The organism is Streptomyces sp. NPDC102467 (assembly GCF_044765445.1).
Lineage (GTDB): Bacteria > Actinomycetota > Actinomycetes > Streptomycetales > Streptomycetaceae > Streptomyces.
In genome coordinates this window covers 15319-33857 of the sequence record NZ_JBIWKA010000011.1, presented here as the reverse complement: position 1 = coordinate 33857, position 18539 = coordinate 15319, and the positions used below count along the sequence as shown (strand labels likewise).

General features: G+C 72.8%; 11 protein-coding genes and 3 tRNA genes. 10 read left to right on the top strand and 4 right to left on the bottom strand.

Annotated elements, in window-relative coordinates:
* The first annotated feature begins 1 nt into the window (after window position 1).
* The 6 genes from ACIREE_RS23295 to ACIREE_RS23270 all read left to right on the top strand — a co-directional run bounded on the left by ACIREE_RS23295 (window position 2) and on the right by ACIREE_RS23270 (window position 10841).
* Entirely contained in the window at window positions 2-355 is a 354-nt protein-coding gene (locus tag ACIREE_RS23295; RefSeq protein ID WP_404155274.1) for a CU044_2847 family protein, read from the top strand.
* Window positions 352-2025 (top strand): trypsin-like peptidase domain-containing protein, encoded by a 1674-nt coding sequence (locus tag ACIREE_RS23290; protein ID WP_404155271.1) that lies wholly within the window; start codon window positions 352-354, stop codon window positions 2023-2025. Before ACIREE_RS23295 ends, ACIREE_RS23290 begins: the two co-directional genes overlap by 4 nt.
* A 26-nt stretch (window positions 2026-2051) precedes the next feature.
* Window positions 2052-3044, top strand: coding sequence for an AAA family ATPase (locus tag ACIREE_RS23285; RefSeq protein ID WP_404155268.1), 993 nt, complete (start codon window positions 2052-2054; stop codon window positions 3042-3044).
* The gene (locus ACIREE_RS23280; RefSeq protein ID WP_404155265.1) at window positions 3034-8133 is read left to right on the top strand and encodes an SAV_2336 N-terminal domain-related protein; all 5100 of its coding nucleotides are present in this window, start codon (window positions 3034-3036) and stop codon (window positions 8131-8133) included. Before ACIREE_RS23285 ends, ACIREE_RS23280 begins: the two co-directional genes overlap by 11 nt.
* Before the next feature lie 154 nt (window positions 8134-8287).
* Window positions 8288-9325: a rod shape-determining protein gene (locus tag ACIREE_RS23275; RefSeq protein ID WP_404155262.1), complete on the top strand. Its 1038-nt coding sequence runs from the start codon at window positions 8288-8290 to the stop codon at window positions 9323-9325.
* Between the two features lie 37 nt (window positions 9326-9362).
* Complete coding sequence (locus ACIREE_RS23270) at window positions 9363-10841, top strand: GAF domain-containing sensor histidine kinase (RefSeq protein ID WP_404155260.1); 1479 nt, start codon at window positions 9363-9365, stop codon at window positions 10839-10841.
* Window positions 10842-10950: 109 nt separating this feature from the next.
* Here the strand turns inward: ACIREE_RS23270 and ACIREE_RS23265 are convergent.
* From ACIREE_RS23265 to ACIREE_RS23255, 3 genes are all read right to left on the bottom strand, one after another.
* Window positions 10951-11024: transfer RNA gene (locus tag ACIREE_RS23265), tRNA-Ile, on the bottom strand.
* A 177-nt stretch (window positions 11025-11201) separates the two neighbouring features.
* Window positions 11202-11274: transfer RNA gene (locus tag ACIREE_RS23260), tRNA-Asn, on the bottom strand.
* Between the two features lie 5 nt (window positions 11275-11279).
* Window positions 11280-11352 (bottom strand) — tRNA-Asn (locus ACIREE_RS23255).
* A 146-nt stretch (window positions 11353-11498) separates the two neighbouring features.
* On the opposite strand from ACIREE_RS23255, the gene ACIREE_RS23250 reads away from it, so the two are divergent.
* The 4 genes from ACIREE_RS23250 (at window position 11499) to ACIREE_RS23235 (ending at window position 17141) form a co-directional block, all read left to right on the top strand.
* Window positions 11499-11801, top strand: a complete 303-nt coding sequence (locus tag ACIREE_RS23250) for a YtxH domain-containing protein (RefSeq protein ID WP_404155257.1) — start codon at window positions 11499-11501, stop codon at window positions 11799-11801.
* Between the two features lie 53 nt (window positions 11802-11854).
* Complete coding sequence (locus ACIREE_RS23245; RefSeq protein ID WP_404155254.1) at window positions 11855-13285, top strand: FGGY family carbohydrate kinase; 1431 nt, start codon at window positions 11855-11857, stop codon at window positions 13283-13285.
* A gap of 188 nt (window positions 13286-13473) precedes the next feature.
* Complete coding sequence (locus ACIREE_RS23240; RefSeq protein WP_404155251.1) at window positions 13474-15213, top strand: ABC transporter ATP-binding protein; 1740 nt, start codon at window positions 13474-13476, stop codon at window positions 15211-15213.
* Entirely contained in the window at window positions 15213-17141 is a 1929-nt protein-coding gene (locus ACIREE_RS23235) for an ABC transporter ATP-binding protein (RefSeq protein ID WP_404155248.1), read from the top strand. The genes ACIREE_RS23240 and ACIREE_RS23235 overlap by 1 nt, the downstream gene beginning before the upstream one ends.
* Before the next feature lie 100 nt (window positions 17142-17241).
* Here the strand turns inward: ACIREE_RS23235 and ACIREE_RS23230 are convergent, their stop codons facing one another.
* Window positions 17242-18516: an RNA polymerase sigma factor gene (locus ACIREE_RS23230; RefSeq protein ID WP_404155245.1), complete on the bottom strand. Its 1275-nt coding sequence runs from the start codon at window positions 18514-18516 to the stop codon at window positions 17242-17244.
* Window positions 18517-18539: the final 23 nt, after the last annotated feature.

The following is an 18539-nucleotide window of genomic DNA, read 5'->3' as shown; positions in this document are numbered from 1 at the left end:
CATGAGCACGGACGGCTTGGTGGAGTACACGGTCGGCGGCGACACGCCGGTGATGTTCGAGGCGGCGGGCGAGGACGAGGCGCGGGGCGCCCGCCTGGTGGCCCGCGGCGGTGGCCCGCTCCAGGCGACACAGACCTTCGAGGCGGCCCTGAGCTCGGTCCGCACGGCCGCGGAGTCGGCGCTGCGGGTGCTGCGCGACGGCACGCTGGCCCCCGACGGCGTCGAGATCGAGTTCGGTGTGAAGCTGTCGGCGGAGGCGGGGGCCGTCATCACCAAGGGGGCGGCCGAGGGGCACCTGGTGGTCCGGCTGTCGTGGTCGCCGGGGGCCGGGCAGGCGGACGCGTCCCGTCCATGAGCGAAGCGAAATGGCAGGTGCGGGTGGAGAGCGGCGCCCAGCTCGGCGCCGGTTTCCTGGTGACGCCGCGCACCGTGCTGACCTGCGCGCACGTCGTCCCGGGCGTCACGGAGGTGACGGTCACCTTCCCTCAGCTGCCGCACGAGCCCCCCGCCGCGGCCCGCGTCCAGGCGCACGGCCCGTGGGCGGGCGGCCCGACGGACCCCGGCGACCTGGCCGTCCTCACGCTCGACCGGGACGTGGACGTGTCCCCGGCCCAGTTCGCGGCGCCGGGCGCCGCGTTCGGCGAGCCCTCCCCCCGCCTCCTCGCGTACGGCTTCCCGGCGGGCTTCGACGAGGGCACGATCGCCGAGTACCGCGCCAAGGCCGACCTGCGGGTCGGTGACGAGTGGGTGGAGCTGGTGGCGTTCGACGGCCACGGCCAGCCGCTGGCGCACGGCTTCAGCGGCGCCGCGGTCACCCTCGCCGGTTCGCACCGCGTCGTCGGCATGGTCACCGCGACGACCGGCGGCCGCGGGGTCCTCACCGGCCGGATGCTGCCGCTGGACGTGATGGCCCGCTACTGGCCGGAGCTCGCGGAGCGCATCCCGTCCCCCGAGGCGGCAGCCCGCACGGACGCGGCCCGGCTGCACTCCCTCATCGAGAAGGCGACCCGGGCCGGTCTCGACTGCTCGCCCGAGAGGCTGTTCCGGTACGCGGTCGGGGAGTTCGGCCCCGATGTGCCCGCGGGCGGCTTCGCCTCGCTGTGGCAGGCGGCGGTGCATCTGCTGGCGCAGGTCCCCGAGCCGGAGGCGGCGACCCGGTTCGCCGACGGGCTCGAAGAGCTCATGGCGACACTCACGACGCCCAAGGCGCCCGCGTCCGCCGCCCGGCAGCCGGACTGGACCCCGGTCCTGGTCGACGTACGGCGCAGCGGCGCGGGCGACGACCAGGCGCTCGTCGAGGTGTCCGCGTACAGCGAGGGCCGCCGCCACCCGGTCGCCGCGCGCACGGTCCCCGAGTCGCAGGTGGCCGCTTTCGTCCGTGAGGTGATCAACGACGCGCTGGCCCATCTCCCGCCCGGTACCGACGACCTGGTGGCCTTCACGCTTCCTCCGGACTGGCTGAACTGGCCGGTGGACCAGTGGCCCGCGGGCCCCGACGACCCGACGCCGCTGGGCTGCGCCTACCCCGTCGTGATCACGCACCCCACGCGCCGCCAGGTCGGCCAGCGCCGCCGCCTCGCGCAGCGCTGGCAGGAGCGCGCGGACCGCCCGCTGCGCCCCGTGCACCAGATGGCGTGCGCGGCCACCGGGCCCGTTCGCCAGCAGGAGCTGAAGGAGGCCGACGTGGCGGGTTTCGCCCGGCCGCCCGGCGCCGACCCCGACGCACGCTTCCGGGCGGCCCTCGCCAAGCCCGTCCCCGCGCTGCTGTGGCCGCGCACCGGCTGCGCGACCGAGCACGCGCCCGATCAGCCGTGCCTCGGCAGCACGTTCCTGGACCGGCTCGGCCCGTACGTGGCGGATGCGAGCCTGCCCGAACTGCCGTACAGAATCATGGAGTTGCGCGAGGTGGCGGAGGGCTGCGACGACCACTGGGCGCGGGACGTCCAGCTGCTGTGGGACGCTCCGCACTGCTTCCCCGACCCGGGCGACATCCGGGCCCCCGACGAACCTCCCCTGAGCCCTTGATACACCGAGTACGGAGTGCAGAGAACATGCAGGAGTGGCCCGTGTACACCGGAGCGAGCGCGCCGCACGACGGCGTCGACCGGCTGCCGGCGCCCCCGCCCTGGCGGGCCTTCGACGGTGGCCCGGTACTGCCCGCCCCCGCCGACTCGGACGACGCGGCGGCCGTCTCCCCGGACCGGGTGCACCGTGCGCACACCTACCGGGCCACTCCCGAGAGCGTCCAACTCGTCAACGCCGCCCTGTACTTGAGGCGCCCATTGCTCGTCACGGGCCCGCCCGGCACCGGCAAGTCGTCCCTCGCCTACGCCGTCGCCCGCGAGCTGAGTCTCGGCCCGGTGCTGCGCTGGAACATCACGAGCCGCGCCACCCTCGCCGACGGCCTGTATCAGTACGACCCGCTGTCGCGGCTGTACGCGGCCCGCGAGGCGGCCCCGGTGAGCGTCGCCGACCATCTGCGCCTCGGCCCGCTCGGCACGGCGCTCCTGCCGTACACCCGCCCGCGCGCGCTGCTCGTCGACGAGATCGACAAGAGCGACCTGGACCTGCCGAACGACCTGCTCAACGCCCTGGAGGAGGGCCAGTACGAGATCCCCGAACTGGTCCGCGCGGGCGGCGGGGCGCAGGTGCGGGCCTACGGCACGGACCGGCAGGTGCCCGTCGCGGGCGGCCGGGTACGCTGTCGCGCCTTCCCCTTCGTCGTCCTGACCAGCAACGGCGAGCGCGAGTTCCCGCCCGCGTTCCTGCGCCGCTGCGTCACGCTGCGCCTGCACCGCCCCGACGAAACGCAGCTGGCCGAGATCGTACGGGCACACCTGGGCGAACCGGACGCGCAGGCACGGCAGTTGATCACCCGGTTCCTGGCCCGCGCACACACCGGCGAGCTCGCCACCGACCAGCTCCTGAACGCGATCTACCTCACGGGCGCCGCGGGCCTGGACGCCCCGACCCGCGAGGAGCTGGCCCAGCGCCTGATCCCGCATCTCGACGAAACTGCCGACCCCTTCCCCGATGCACGCTGAACTCGGCCGCCTCGCCGCCGCGTTGGGCAGGGCGTCGGCGGGCGGCACGCCGCCGACACCCGTCGAGCTGGCCGAAGTGCTGTGGCTGGCGCGGCAGTTGTCGGACCCGGCCGGGGACCCCGAGCCGGAGCCCGCCACCGCAGAGCCCGCTCAGGAGGCCCCTGCGCGGCCGGAACCCGCGCGCCGGGAACCGCCCCGGCCCGCCGCACCCTTCGACGTACCACCGCCGACTCCACAGACCGCACCGCCCCCTCGTCCCGAACCCGCCCGCGTCCCCCTCTACCTGGATCCGGCCCCGGAGCCGGCCCGGCCCTCCCTCCTCGCCCCGGCGCCCCCGATGCTGCGCCACCCGCTGGCACTGCAGCGCGCCCTGCGCCCCCTGAAGCGGCACGTCCCGTCGGCGGCCGGGCGCCCGGTCCTGGACGAGGCGGCCACCGCCGACCGGATCGCCCGCCTGGGCGCGGGCCCTGACACCTGGCTGCCGGTGCTGCACCCCGCCCCGGAACGCTGGCTGCGCCTGGCCCTGATCCACGACACGGGCCCCACGATGCCGGTCTGGCGCCCCCTGCTGCGCGAACTGCACCGGGCGCTGGTGCAGTCGGGCATCTTCCGCACGGTGACCGTGCACCGCGCCACCCCCGACGGCCGCGTCCCGCACCTCGCCCTGCCGCGCGACGGCCGCACGGCGGCGCTGCTCCTCAGCGACTGCACGGGCCCGCAGTGGCACGCCGGTTCGGGCGCGGCGGAGCGCTGGTTCCGGACGCTGCACGCGCTGGCCGCGCACCTCCCGCTCGCGGTGCTCCAGCCCCTCCCGGAACACCTGTGGCGCACCACGGCCCTGCCCGCGGTCCCGGGCCGCTTCACCTCGCCGCACCCGGCGGCACCGCTGCCCGCACTGCGCTTCGCCCCCTACGACAAAGAGCACGCGGCGGACCGTCCGGCGGGGGCCCTCGCGCTGCCGGTCCTGGAGACGGCCCCACGCTGGCTGGCGCACTGGTCCCGGCTGACCGGGGCGCCCGGCGGGGCTCAAGTGGCGGGCGCCGCCGCCTGGTTGACGCCTGAGCCGCTCGCGACCGCGCCGGCGCAGGGGGCGGACCGCGGCCCCGAGGACCTCGTCCGGGCCTTCCGCGCCACAGCGTCCCCTGAGGCCTTCCGCCTCGCCGGTCATCTGGCCGTCGGCGTCCCGCACCTGCCGGTGATGCGCCTGGTGCACAGGGCCCTGGAGGACGATCCGCGCCCCCAGCACCTCGCCGAGGTCATCCTCAGCGGCATGCTGGCGACGGCCCCGGGCCCGCCGGGCTCGTACGTCTTCCGCACCGGCGTCCGCGAGCTGCTGCTGCGCTCCCTGCCCCGCTCGGCGCGCGGCCGCACCACGGCGTTCCTGGCCCGGGTCGGCGGGCTGATCGACGAGCGGGCGGGGTCGGGGGCCGGGGAGTTCCGGGTGCGGACGCGAGGTGCGGACGAGGAGGAGTTCGCGACGGTCAGCGAGGAGAGCGTGCGGCGGCTCGCGGGCGGGCGGCAACTCACGGGCGAGGCATCGGGCGGGCAGGGGTGGGTGCTCGGCGGGCGGTACCGGCTGCAGCGCCGGCTGCGGCCCAACAGCTCGATGTGGCTGGCCCGGGACCTCGACCTGGAGCGGCCCGTGCTGGTGAAGGTGCACCGGCTGCGCGACCACGACCGGTTCCTGCGCGACGCCGGCGTCCTGTCCCGGCTCTTCCACGCGAACCTGGCGCGGGTGCTCGACTTCGGCTTCACGGACGACAACAGGCCGTACACCGTCCTCGAACACCTGGAGGGCGTCCCGCTCAACACGCTGGCGGCGCCCAACATCTACCGCCTCCCCGGCAGCCTGCTCCACACGGTCGCCCGTTCCGTGACGCTCGCCCTGACCACCCTGCACGAGGCGGGCGTCACGCACGGCTCCGTCGGCATGACCCGGGTCCATCTGCTGCCCGACGGCACAGTGAAGCTCACCCAGTTCGACCCGGGGCGCGTCCCGGACGAGTCCGAGCGCGCGGCCGACCTGAACGGCCTTGCCGACCTGCTCAAGCAGTTGGGCGCCCCGCCGACCGCACTGTCCTCACCGGATCCGGTGCGCCGGACCGCCGCCCTGCGCAGGCTGGCCGACGGCTCACCGGCCATGCCCGAGGGCCCGCGCTACACCTATGAACTCCTCGGCCCGCTCCGCGTCACCCGCACCGACCCCGGCCACGCGCCCCGGCCCGTGGAGATCGCCGAGCCCGAGCAGCGAGCCCTGCTGAGCATGCTGCTCCTCAAACCGGGCAACGTGGTCCCGCACGCCGAGCTGGAGCAAGGCATCCGCACGGACCGGTCGTCCGCCCCGGGCCCCGCCGAGACGGCCACGCACCTGTCCCGGCTGCGCGGCGAACTGACCGGCATCGCCACGCTTCCCGAGGGCCATGCCCTGCACACCAGCACCGACTCCCTCGACATCGCCCGCTGCCAGTCCCATGTGGCGAGCGCCGACGAGCTGAGCCAGGCGGGCGACCTGCGGGCCGCCCGCAACCACGTCGCCGTCGCCCTCTCCCTGTTCCGCGGTACGCCCCTGGACGGTATCCCGGGCCCCGCCGCCCGCACCGCCCGCACCCGCCTCACCCACCTCCACCTCACCCTGTACCGCACCGCCGCCGAACTCGACCTGGATCTGGGCGAGTTCGAGCACGCCGCGGTCAATCTCACCGCCCTGCTCCACGACCACCCCTTCCGCGAGGACTTCCGCCGCTTGCAGATGATCGCCCTGAACGAACTGGGGCGCACCGACGAGGCCTTGGAGTCGTACGAGGAGTACGAGGCGCTCGGCGGCCGCACCGGTCCGGCCCTGGAGGAGCTGCACCGCGAGCTCCTCGAAGCCCGCAACACCCCTCGGTCCGGTACCTCCCGTACCTGCGTCTCGTACGACCTCGCCGATGGCAGCGACGTCGAACTCCTGCCGTTGGTAGCCGAGTTGATCGAGAGCACCGGTCTCACCGCCCGCGAACACGCCCTGCGGCCCACCCCGACCGGCTACGAGCTTCTGCTCAAGACGGACCGGGCCGTGGAACGACTGCTGGAAGCGACCGTCACCCGCCTCCCGGCCGCCCTGTCCGAACTGCCCACGGAGGTAAGGGTCGGCGGGCTTCCCGCGGGTGTCCACATCACCGTGACGTTCTGGCCGGACGGCGCGGAGCACCGTGCCGCCCGCGACGCCCTGCGCACCGAACTCGCCGCACACGCCGCGGCCTCCTGCGTCGCGGTCGCCCCCGGCCTCGTCGACGCGTACACGGTCAGCGCGCTGGGCCTGCGCGACATGCGCGGGACCCTGCCCGCGTACTGGTATCGCATGCTCACGGCCCAGAGCCTGGACCGGCTGCACCGGCTCACCGTGGCGCTGCGGCACCTGTCCGCCACCGCGGGCCCGGAGCGCCTCCGCACCTTCGCCCGGCTCCTGTCCGAGCGGCTCGGGAGCCCCGTCGACCTGCGGGACGCCCCCTCCCTGGCCTCCACTGCCCTGAACATGCCGACGGGCGAGAGCATGGTGCTCGACGCGGTCCGCACCACTCAACTCACCGCTGAAGCCACAGAGTTCGCCCGACGCCTCGCCCGGGACGATGCCCCGCAGGCGCTCCCGGCGGGCCCCCCGGCCGACGTCCCCGCCGCCCCCTCCCCCGTCACCGCCCAACTGACCCAACTGGCCGAACTCCTCGAAGCGTTGCCCCTCATGCGGGACCCGGCCGCCCACCGGATGTTCGCCGACACCCTCCGGGACTTCTTCGGCCGCCCCGCCGGCCTCCCCGGCACCGGCCCTCCTCCCGACGCCCCGACCCTCGCCCGGGTCACCCTCGACCAGCCGGAAGGACTCGTCATCCTGGCCGCCACGGTGGAGGAACTCGCCGACCCCGAGGCGGCCGCCCCGTTCCACCGGCTGGCCTCGCCCGCCCCGGACCCCGCCGTCCGCGGCCCCCTCGCCCTGCCCCCGGACGGCAGCCCGCCCACTCCCACCGTCCCGGACACGGCCCTCGTGTACGTACGCCCCGACGGCAGCGTCACCCTCACCGCCCCCGACGAGACCGACCTCGCCTGGGAGTACTACGAGGTCGACCTCACCGAACGCACGATGTATCTCGACGGCGGCCTTGGCCTCGGCGCCCACGCCACCGCCCGGGTCGACGACCCGGCGGAGGCCGCCCAGGACCCCGGCCTGAACCTGACCGCGGCCCTCACCGAACGCCTGGCCACGGAGGCGGCCCGGCTGCCCGCCCCCGCCGCCATGGACAAGCTGCGCCGCCGCCTGGACCGCTGGCCGGTGCCGGGCTACACGGTCCACTGGCACCTGCCCCGGACGGACCCGCGCCCCGTCACCGAGCGCTCCACCGCCGGACACCGCGACGAGCTGGCCCGCATCATCGACTCGGCCGAGTGCTTCCTGATCGGCTTCGACGGCCCCCTCGCCCGCCTCTACCGGCGCTCCCGCGACGCCCGCCGCGCCGCCCTGGAACTCACCGAACTGGCCGCCGAACTCCGCGGCCCGTACGAGGCGTTGAGCGGGACATCGCTGGACCGGGAGGACAGGCCGGCGAGCGGCAGCGAGGCCCACCCCCTCGACGTCCTGCGCGCCTTCGCCGGCGAGCCCCAGCTGGCCCGCGCGCTGAGCGCCCGCCTCGACTCGATCGAACTGCGCGCGCTGCGCCTGGCCGCGCCCACCCAGGGTGCGGACCTCATGGTCCGCACCCTGAACTCGACGGGACTGCCGGTCGCCGTCGTCTCGGACGTCTCGCCGTTCGTCGTCTCCGAATACCTGGACAGCCGCTCCCTGTCGGTACGCCGCGGAGTGCACGGCCGCACGGACGACCCGGCCCTGCTGATGCCGCACCCCGACGTCCTGCGCCGGGCGCTGCACCAGCCCGGCTCGCCGACCCCGCGCGCGGTCCTTATCGGCTCGACCCCCGCCGAACTGGCCGCTGCCCAGGCCCTCGGCCTGCCCTTCATCGGCTATGCGGCCTCGCTGCTCGACGCGCTCCGGCTGGAGGGCGGCGGGCCGGTCGTCCAGGACCTGGACGTGCTCACCGACGCGGTACGCAACAGGTCCTGAGCTACCGTCAGGATGCGTTCGTCGCACAATCCACCCGTTAGGCCCAGCCCCGCCCGGCCTACTCCAGCGCGCGGTGTCCCGGCCTTCGCCGCACGATGCCAAAAGGGCCGCAGCCGCAGCCCGCTCACGGTCCGCGCTCTCGGGAGGATCTGCCATGACCGTCAGTCTGGAGCAGTTGCGCCGCTGCCACTTCGCCGTCGACCTGGGTGCCGCCCGCACTCGCGTCTATGTGAAGGGCGTCGGTCTCGTCGTCGACGAGCCGAGCGCGGCGGCGGTCAACACCCGCACCGGCGCCCTGATCGCGGTCGGCGAACTCGCGGAGAAGATGACCGGCCGCACCCCCGAGCACATCCGCGTCGTGCGCCCCGTCTCCGGCGGCACCGTCGTCGACATCGAGATGGCCCAGCGGATGCTGCGCAACCTGCTCGGCGACAAGCTCCGCCGCACCCTGCGCCGCAAGCCCCGGCTGCGCGCGGCGGCCTGCACCCCGCACGACGCGGATCCCCTCGCCCGGCGCGCGGCGGTCGAGACGCTGGTCGGCCTCGGCGCGCGCCGCGTCGAACTGGTCGACACCCTGATCGCGGCCGCCGTCGGGGGCGGCCTGCCGGTCGAGCAGCCCGAAGCCACGATGATCATCGTGTGCGGCGCGGCCACGACGCAGATCGCGGTGCTCTCCCTGGGCGCGATCGTGACGGCCACCCGGGTCCCGGTCGGCGGCGAGGCCATCGACCGCGCGGTGGTCCAGCACCTGCGCCAGCAGCACGAGTTGCTGCTCCCCTCGCAGTCCGTACGTCCCCTGCAGCTCGCCCTCAGCGGCAACGGCCTCACCACGCAGGGCCCGGCGAAGACGGAGATCCACGGCCGCGACGTGGCGACGGGCCTGGCCCGCTCGGTGCAGGTCGACACGGCGGCGGTCCGGCACGCGATCCACACCCCGCTGACCGCCGTGCTCGACGGCATCGGCAAGGTGCTGCGCGTCTGCCCGCCCGACCTGGTCGCCGACCTCGCGGACCGCGGCATCACGATGGTCGGCGGTTCGGCCCTGCTGCCCGGCCTCGACGAGTTGCTGCGCGACGGCACGGGCATGCCGGTGCGGATCGCCGAACGACCCGATGTGTGCGCGGTGCAGGGCCTCGGCGCGATGATGGAGGGCAGGATCCAGCCGCTGGTCCTGAACCCGCTGGCCGGCTGAGCGGGCGCAGACGTACGAGTACGGGGGCAGGCACACGATGACCGCGGCAGCACGCGAGCCGGACGCCCCCGCAGGCCTGTCCGTCCTCCTGGAGGCCGTGCTGAACGTCGGCTCGGAGCTCGAACTCCGCCCCACGCTCCAGCACCTGGTGGAGAGCGCGGTGGCCCTGACCGGCGCCGGGCACGGCGTCCTGGGCGTCCTCGATCCGGGCCACGGCGGCCTGGTCGAGGCGGTCGGCACCGGGGACGCGCCGGCCACCCTGCCGCCGGACGAGGCCCCGGGCGCGGTCGTCCACGAAGCGGGCCTCCTCGCTGTCCCCATCCACGTACAGCAGACGGTTTTCGGCCGTCTGCGCGTGACCGGGAAGCCGTCCGACGGCCCCGGCGGCTTCACCGACGACGACCTGGCTCTGCTGCGGGTCCTCGCCACCCAGGCGGGCATCGCGATCGGCAATGCCCGCCTGTACGAGACCGCCAAGCAGCGCGAACGCTGGATCGAGGGCGCCGCCGCGGTGACCACGGCGCTGCTCACGGGCCGCCCGGCCGACGCCCTGACGACGGTCGCCGAGCGGGCCAGGCTGCTCGCGGGCGCCGAGGCCGGGGTCGTGCTCCAGCCCACGGAGGCGGGCGGCATGGAGATCGTGGCGGCGTCCACGACGGACGACCCGGACACCCTGATCGGCGCGACGATCGTGCCCGGCAGCGCGGTCCTGGCCCAACTGCTCACCGGGGAGCCGGTGTTCATCGACGACTCGGCGACGGACCCGCGGATGACGACCGAGGTGCGCTCCCGCTTCGGCCCGAGCATGATGCTGCCGCTCCAGGCCGGCGGCAAACTGATCGGCACGCTGGCCCTGCCCCGCGGCCCCGGCTCCCGCCCGTACACGTCCGTCGACCACCTGTTGGCGACCCAGTTCGCCACGCAGGCGGCGCTCGCCCTGGTCCTGGCCGAGGCGCAGGCGGGCCGCGAACGCCTCGCCGTCTTCGAGGACCGCGACCGTATCGCCCGCGACCTGCACGATCTGGTCGTCCAGCGGCTGTTCGCGACGGGCATGATGCTCGAATCGACCCGGCGCCGCACCCAGATGGAGGACGTCCGCGAGACGCTCGCCCACGCCGTGGACGAGCTGGAGTCGACGATCCAGGAGGTCCGCACCACGATCTTCGCGCTCCAGCAGCCCCCGGCCGACGCCCCCACCACGTTCCGCGGCAAGGTCCTGCGCGAGACGGCGGGCGCCGCCGCGATCCTCGGCTTCGCCCCGTCGGTCCACTTCACGGGCACCGTCGAGTCGGCCCTCGGCGACCCGGTCCAGGGCCACCTCCTGACGAGCCTGCGCCGCGCGCTGGCCACGGCGTCGCGCCGGACGGCGATCTCCCGCATCGAGGTCGTGATCGACACGGAGACGCCCCTGCCGGACGGCCGCCCCGGGGTGCGCCTGACGGTGGCGGACGACGGCACCCGGGAGGACGCCGGAGCGGCCACGACGGTGACGTGGCAGTCACCGCTGGACACGTGAGGCGGGGGGCGCCGCCCTGTGGGTGACAAAAGGGCCGCCACGGTTTGCGTGACGGCCCATCAGGTTACGTACGTCCTGGTCGCATCGTTTCTGCGCTATGGACTCACGGTGGGGCGGGTGGGACTCGAACCCACGGCCGACGGATTATGAGTCCGCTGCTCTAACCGGCTGAGCTACCGCCCCGATACGGCGCGCCGCGCACATATGTGCGCGCCGTCTGCCGCAGCATAGCCGCTCATACGATCTCCTGCCTCGAATGGTCCGGCTCTGCACGACCTTGAGGACTCCCCAGGTGGGCCCATGGTTCCACCAGGTACGAAAAAGCCCTCCGGAGTGGTCTCCGAAGGGCTTGTTCCACAGCTCTCCCGACTGGACTCGAACCAGTAACCTGCCGGTTAACAGCCGGCTGCTCTGCCAATTGAGCTACAGGAGATCGAGCTCCCCCGACTGGACTCGAACCAGTAACCTGCCGGTTAACAGCCGGCTGCTCTGCCAATTGAGCTACAGGGGAATGCTCCATTGCTTCGAACGCGGCTACCTGGGTACTTGCCAGGCGGCGCGCGCTCGCTGCGACACATACATTAGCGCAAGCAGGGGGGTGCTCCGCCAATCGGTATCCCCTCGGCGATCACGACTAGCTACGGAAGGGTGGCCCTCATGCGCTACCGGCTCACATTCATCGCCGGTCTGGCCCTCGGCTACGTGCTGGGGACACGCGCCGGGCGCGAACGGTACGAGAAGCTGAAGAAGAGCGCTCGCGAGATCGCTCAGAACCCCGCGGTGCGCAACACCGCGGAGTCGGCCGCGCAGCAGACGCGGACCTACGCGGGCAAGGCCTTCCACTCGGTGAGCGAGAAGGTCGAGGGCAAGGTGCCGGACTCGGTGGCCGACCGGGTGCGCTCGCTGCGGGAGCGCGGAGGCGCGGCCGGGAACGACGACTGGGGCACCAGCAACACGTAGCGAAGCGGAAGCTGCGGTACGGGAGTGGCCGGCGGTGCGGCAGAATTTCCGTCATGGGGATAGTCGCCGGGCTGGACAGTTCGCCCGATTTCACGCGCATTGTGGTTTGTGACTCCGACACCGGGGCCGTGCTGCGGCAGGGGTACGCCCCGCACCCGCTGGACCCGGTGGAGGGCGGTGGGCGGCCCTGCGACGTCGATCCCCAGGCCTGGCTGCTGTCGCTGGGCGAGGCCGCGGGCGGCGGGCTGCTCGAAGGTGTGCAGGCCATCGGCGTCTCCGCCCAGCAGAACGCGCTGGTGCCGCTGGACAACAAGGGCAACACGGTGCGCCCCGCGCTGGTCGGCAGCGACAAGCGGGCGCAGGCCGCCGCCGCAGACCTCATCGACCGGCTCGGCTCGCGCGAGGCGTGGGCCGAGGCCGTCGGATCCGTACCGCAGGCGGCGCAGCCGGTGGCCAAGCTGCGGTGGCTGGCGCGCACCGAGCCGGAGCACGCCCAGCGGGTGGCGCTGCTCATGCAGGCCCACGACTGGCTGGTGTGGCAGCTGCTCGGCCGGCCCGCGCGGCGGACGACGGACCGGGGCGGCGCCTCCGGCACCGGGTACTGGTCCGCCGCCGCCGGTTCCTGGCGGCCCGATCTCGTGGATCTGGCCCTCGGCCACCAGGCGATGCTGCCGGAGGTGCTCGGTCCCGGCGACGCGGCGGGGACCACTCCGGAGGGCCTGATCATCTCGGCCGGGACCGGCGAGACCATGGCCGCCGCCTTCGGGCTCGGGATGCGGGAAGGGGACGCCGTGGTCTCCCTCGGCGCCTCCGGCTCCGTGATGGCCGTGCATCACGAGGCGCTGATCGATTCGAGTGGCGCCATCACCTCGCTCGCCGACGCGACGGGCCTGCACCTGCCCGTCGTCCATACGCTGAACGCGGTACGGGCGCTGCGCGGCAGCGCCGAGATGCTGGGACTGGACGGCGGCCTCGACGAGCTGTCCGAGCTGGCCCTGAAGTCGACGCCGGGCGCCCACGGACTCGTACTTCTGCCGTATCTGGAGGGCGAGAAGACGCCGAATCTGCCGCACACCGCAGGGACGCTGAGCGGGCTCAGGAGAGAGTCCATGAAGCCCGAGCACCTCGCGCGGGCCGCCTTCGAGGGCATGCTCTGCGGCCTCGCGGACGCCATGGACGTACTGCGCGGGCGCGGGGTCGAGATCCGGCGGGTGTTCCTGCTCGGGGCCGCCGCCGAGCTGCAGGCCGTGCAGGCGGCGGCGCCGATGCTCTTCGGCACGCAGGTCGTGGTGCCGCAGCCCGCCGACTACGCGGCGATCGGTGCGGCGCGGCAGGCCGCGTGGGCGCTGAGCGGGCAGTTGCCGCAGTGGCAGGGCGCGGCCGCGCAGGTCTTCGAGCCGGGTGAGGAGGCGGCCGTGGGGCAGGCGGTGCGCCAGCAGTACCGGTCCGTGCGGGAGCAGATCCACCCCGGCGCGTTCTCGTAGGCGCCGGGGCCGGCCCCGGTCTTGGCCGATCTTTGAATGCTCTTGGGTTAATCGGTTGAGGTAACGCGGGTGGAGTGTCCGACGATGGGGGTCCATGCGTCCACGTTTCGGCGAGGGCGCGTACTCCCCAGTCTTCGCGATCCCCAGTCCACCGCTCACACTCACCCGCCGACACCGAGAGACCGAGCGTGCTCATACGACTCCTGCGGACCTATCTCCGTCCGTACAAGAAACCCATCGGGCTGCTGGTGCTGCTGCAGTTCCTGCAGACCTGCGCCGCGCTGTACCTGCCCACCCTGAACGCGGACATCATCGACAACGGTGTCGTCGACGGCGACACCGGCTACATCCTGGAGTTCGGCGCCCTGATGCTGGGCGTCACGGTCGTCCAGGTCGTCTGCAACACCGGCGCCGTGTTCTTCGGCGCCCGGACCGCCGCCGCCCTCGGGCGCGATGTGCGCGGCGCCGTCTTCGACCGTGTGCAGTCCTTCTCCGCGCGTGAGGTCGGCCAGTTCGGCGCGCCCACGCTGATCACCCGGACCACGAACGACGTGCAGCAGGTCCAGATGCTGGCGCTGCTCTCGTTCACGCTGATGGTGTCGGCGCCGATCATGTGCGTCGGCGGTGTGGTGATGGCCCTCGGGCTCGACGTACCGCTGTCGGGCGTGCTGCTCGCCGTGCTGCCCGTCATGGCCGTGGTGCTGTCGCTGATCATCCGTAAGATGCGGCCGCTGTTCCGGTCGATGCAGGTCAAGCTGGACACCGTGAACCGGGTGCTGCGCGAGCAGATCACCGGCAACCGGGTCATCCGCGCCTTCGTGCGCGACGACTTCGAGAAGGGCCGGTTCGGTGAGGCGAACCGCAGTCTGACCGAGACGTCGCTCGCCACCGGCCGGATCATGGCACTGATGTTCCCGTTCGTCATGACGATCGTGAACGTCGCGTCGATCGCCGTCGTCTGGTTCGGCGCGCACCGCATCAACAGCGGGGCCATGCAGATCGGCGACCTGACCGCCTTCCTCGCGTACCTCATGCAGATCGTGATGAGCGTGATGATGGCCACCTTCATGTTCATGCAGGTGCCGCGCGCCGAGGTCTGTGCCGAGCGCATCGACGAGGTGCTCGCGACCGAGTCGAGCGTCGTGCCGCCGGCCGCGGAGAGTTCCGTACGTGAGCTGCGGCGCCACGGGCACCTGGAGATCCGCGGCGCGGACTTCGGCTACCCGGGCGCCGAGGAGCCGGTGCTGCGCGGGGTCGACCTGGTCGCGAGACCCGGCGAGACCACCGCGATCATCGGCTCGACGGGCAGCGGCAAGTCGACGCTGCTCGGCCTGGTGCCGCGGCTCTACGACACCACCGCCGGCGTCGTGTACGTCGACGGTGAGGACGTCCGCGAGATCGATCCCGCACTCATGGCGAAGACCGTCGGGTTCGTGCCGCAGAAGCCGTATCTGTTCTCCGGGACCGTCGCGACGAATCTGCGCTACGGAAAGCCGGACGCCACCGACGAGGAGCTGTGGCACGCGCTCGACGTGGCGCAGGCCAAGGACTTCGTCGGCAAGCTGGAGGGCGGGCTCGACGCGCCCATCTCCCAGGGCGGCACGAACGTCTCCGGTGGTCAGCGCCAGCGCCTGGCCATCGCGCGCACGCTCGTACAGCGGCCGGAGATCTACCTCTTCGACGACTCGTTCTCCGCCCTCGACTACGCCACCGACGCCGCGCTGCGCCGGGCGCTCGGTGACGAGACGGCCGAGGCGACCGTGGTGATCGTGGCCCAGCGGGTCGCGACGATCCGCGACGCCGACCGGATCATCGTCCTCGACGAGGGCCGGGTCGTCGGCGAGGGGCGCCATCACGAGCTGATGGCGGACAACGAGACGTACCGGGAGATCGTTCTCTCCCAGCTGACGGAAGCGGAGGCAGCCTGATGGCGGGGCCGATGGCGGCGCGGATGGCGGCCGGCGCGCCCGGTTCGCGTTCGATGGATTTCAAGGGCTCCGGCAAACGGCTGCTCAAACGGATGGCGGCGCACCGTTCGGCGGTCGCCGCGGTGCTGGTCGCGGTCGTGATCAGTGTGGGTCTCTCGGTGGTCGGCCCGAAGATCCTCGGCCACGCCACCGACCTGCTCTTCGGCGGGATCATCGGCGGGCAGACGCCGGCCGGGCAGACCAAGGAGCAGGTCCTCGACAGCCTGCGGGCCAAGGGCGAAGGCGGCATGGCCGACATGCTCGGCGGGGTCGATTTCACGCCGGGCCAGGGCGTCGACTTCGACCGGATCGGCGGGGTGCTGCTGATCGGACTCGCGGTGTTCGCCTGCGCGGGCCTCGCGATGATGATGGGCACCCGCCTGGCCAACCGGGTCATCAACCTGGCGGTGGCCCAACTGCGCAAGGAGATGCAGGCGAAGCTGGCTCGGCTGCCCCTGTCGTACTACGACAAGCAGAAGCGCGGCGAGGTGCTGAGCCGGGCGACCAACGACATCGACAACATCGGGCAGACCCTGCAGCAGACGATGGGGCAGATGCTCAACTCGCTGCTGACCATCGTCGGCGTCCTCGTGATGATGTTCTGGATCTCCTGGCTGCTCGCCCTTGTCGCGCTCGTGACGGTGCCGCTGTCGGTGCTCGTCGCGGCGAAGGTCGGCAAGCGGTCGCAGCCGCAGTTCGTGCAGCAGTGGCGGACGACCGGCGTGCTGAACGCACACATCGAGGAGATGTACACAGGACACAACCTGGTGAAGGTGTTCGGGCGGCAGAAGGAGTCGGCGGAGCAGTTCGCCGAGCAGAACGACGCGCTGTACGAGGCGTCGTTCAAGGCGCAGTTCAACAGCGGCATCATGCAGCCGCTGATGTTCTTCATCTCGAACCTGAACTACGTCCTGGTGGCCGTGGTCGGCGGCCTCCGGGTGGCCTCCGGGTCGCTGTCCATCGGTGACGTGCAGGCGTTCATCCAGTACTCGCGGCAGTTCTCGATGCCGCTGACGCAGGTCGCGTCGATGGCGAACCTCGTGCAGTCGGGTGTCGCCTCGGCCGAGCGGATCTTCGAACTGCTCGACGCGGAGGAGCAGTCGGCGGACCCCGTGCCCGGCGAGAAGCCCGCCGATCTGCGCGGGCACGTCGAGTTCGAGCACGTCGCCTTCCGCTACGAGAAGGACAAGCCGCTCATCGAGGACCTGTCGCTCACCGCGGAGCCGGGCCACACGGTCGCCATCGTCGGGCCGACAGGGGCGGGCAAGACGACCCTGGTCAACCTGCTGCTGCGGTTCTACGACGTCACCGGCGGGCGGATCACGCTCGACGGGGTCGACATCGCGAGGATGGAGCGGGACGAGCTGCGGGCCGGCATCGGGATGGTGCTCCAGGACACGTGGCTGTTCGGCGGGTCCATCGCGGAGAACATCGCGTACGGCGCCGCGAAGGACGTGAACCGGGAGGAGATCGAGGCGGCGGCGAGGGCCGCGCACGCGGACCGGTTCATCCGAACCCTGCCGGACGGGTACGACACCGTCATCGACGACGAGGGGACAGGGGTCAGCGCCGGTGAGAAGCAGCTCATCACCATCGCGCGGGCCTTCCTGTCCGACCCGGTGATCCTGGTGCTCGACGAGGCGACCTCCTCCGTCGACACCCGCACCGAGGTGCTCATCCAGAAGGCCATGGCCCGGCTGGCCTCCGGGCGGACCTCGTTCGTCATCGCGCACCGTCTGTCGACGATCCGCGATGCCGACACGATTCTGGTCATGGAGAACGGCGCGATTGTCGAGCAGGGCTCGCATGATGACCTGGTCGCCTCCGGCGGGGCTTATCAGCGGTTGTACGAGGCCCAGTTCGCGCAGGCCGTCGCCGAAGTGGATTAGCCAGCCGCCGTAGGGGTTCGCGAGGAGTTGCGCGTGCCGGTCCGTTGTGGCTGGTCGCGCAGTTCCCCGCGCCCCTGAGGCTTGCCCCTTCGGGGCTGCCTCAGTCCAGGTAGCCCCGCAATTGGTCCGCGAAAGCGTGGTCCCTGAGCTTGTTGAGCGTTTTCGACTCGATCTGGCGGATGCGTTCGCGGGTGACGCCGAAGATGCGGCCGATCTCCTCCAGCGTGCGGGGGCGGCCGTCGGCGAGGCCGTAGCGGAGCTGGACGACCTTGCGTTCGCGTTCGCCGAGGGTGGAGAGGACCGCCTCCAGGTGCTCCCTGAGCAGGAGGAACGCCGCCGATTCGACGGGGCTCGCCGCGTCTCCGTCCTCGATGAGGTCGCCGAGCGCCACGTCGTCCTCCTCGCCGACCGGGGCGTGCAGCGAGACGGGCTCCTGGGCGAGGCGCAGGACCTCGCTGACCCGCTCGTGGGGCAGGTCCAGGTGGGCCGCCACCTCTTCCGGTGTCGGCTCGTAGCCGCGCTCCTGGAGCATCCGGCGCTGCACGCGGACGACCCGGTTGATCAGTTCGACCACATGGACCGGGACGCGGATCGTGCGGGCCTGGTCGGCGAGCGCGCGGCTCATGGCCTGGCGGATCCACCACGTCGCGTACGTCGAGAATTTGTAGCCGCGGGCGTAGTCGAACTTCTCGACCGCCCTGATCAGGCCCAGGTTTCCCTCCTGGACCAGGTCGAGCATGGTCAGGCCGCGGCCCACGTACCGCTTGGCCACGGACACCACCAGGCGCAGGTTCGCCTCGATCAGGCGGCGCTTGGCCATCCGGCCCATGACGACCAACTTGTCGAGGTCCAGGGCGAGTTCGGAGTCCAGGTCGGGGGCGTGGGTGAGCCGCTCCTCGGCGAACAGGCCGGCTTCGACGCAGCGCGCGAGCTCCACCTCCTCGGCCGCGGTGAGCAGCGAGATGCGGCCGATCTCGCGCAGGTACTGGCGGAACAGGTCGGAGGAGGGGCTGCCGGTGTCCGCGCGGGTGCTGCGCACCGGCTCGGGCGGCTCGACCGGCTCTGGTTCGTCCGGATCGGACGCGGCCGCGGCCGCCTCGGGACGGTGCGCCGCGCGGCTCTGGGGCGGCACCGTGGTGAGGGCCTCGCCCTCCGTGGCACCTTCGGGTTCGGCGAGGGCCTGCGCTGTGCTGTCGCTCTGGCTGAGGGTCTGGGTCTGCACGGGGGCGACCTCCAAGGTGATCGCTGCTGAGGCGTGCGGTTGGAGGACGGGAACGGCGGCCGCGCCGCTGTCCGTCCCGTACGCGATAAGCGGAACCGCGGGGGTGTCGGACCCGGTGTCCGGGTTCCGGCCGCGCTCCGAGGACTCAGGCACCGCCACCCAGTGTGGAGTACGAC

Excerpts from the sequence above, each read along its gene's own strand:
- ACIREE_RS23295 (WP_404155274.1), top strand. The coding sequence starts at position 2 with ATGAGCACGGACGGCTTGGTGGAGTACACGGTCGGCGGCGACACGCCG.
- ACIREE_RS23275 (WP_404155262.1), top strand. The coding sequence starts at position 8,288 with ATGACCGTCAGTCTGGAGCAGTTGCGCCGCTGCCACTTCGCCGTCGAC.
- ACIREE_RS23250 (WP_404155257.1), top strand. The coding sequence starts at position 11,499 with ATGCGCTACCGGCTCACATTCATCGCCGGTCTGGCCCTCGGCTACGTG.
- ACIREE_RS23285 (WP_404155268.1), top strand. The coding sequence starts at position 2,052 with ATGCAGGAGTGGCCCGTGTACACCGGAGCGAGCGCGCCGCACGACGGC.
- ACIREE_RS23235 (WP_404155248.1), top strand. The coding sequence starts at position 15,213 with ATGGCGGGGCCGATGGCGGCGCGGATGGCGGCCGGCGCGCCCGGTTCG.
- ACIREE_RS23280 (WP_404155265.1), top strand. The coding sequence starts at position 3,034 with ATGCACGCTGAACTCGGCCGCCTCGCCGCCGCGTTGGGCAGGGCGTCG.
- ACIREE_RS23270 (WP_404155260.1), top strand. The coding sequence starts at position 9,363 with ATGACCGCGGCAGCACGCGAGCCGGACGCCCCCGCAGGCCTGTCCGTC.
- ACIREE_RS23245 (WP_404155254.1), top strand. The coding sequence starts at position 11,855 with ATGGGGATAGTCGCCGGGCTGGACAGTTCGCCCGATTTCACGCGCATT.
- ACIREE_RS23290 (WP_404155271.1), top strand. The coding sequence starts at position 352 with ATGAGCGAAGCGAAATGGCAGGTGCGGGTGGAGAGCGGCGCCCAGCTC.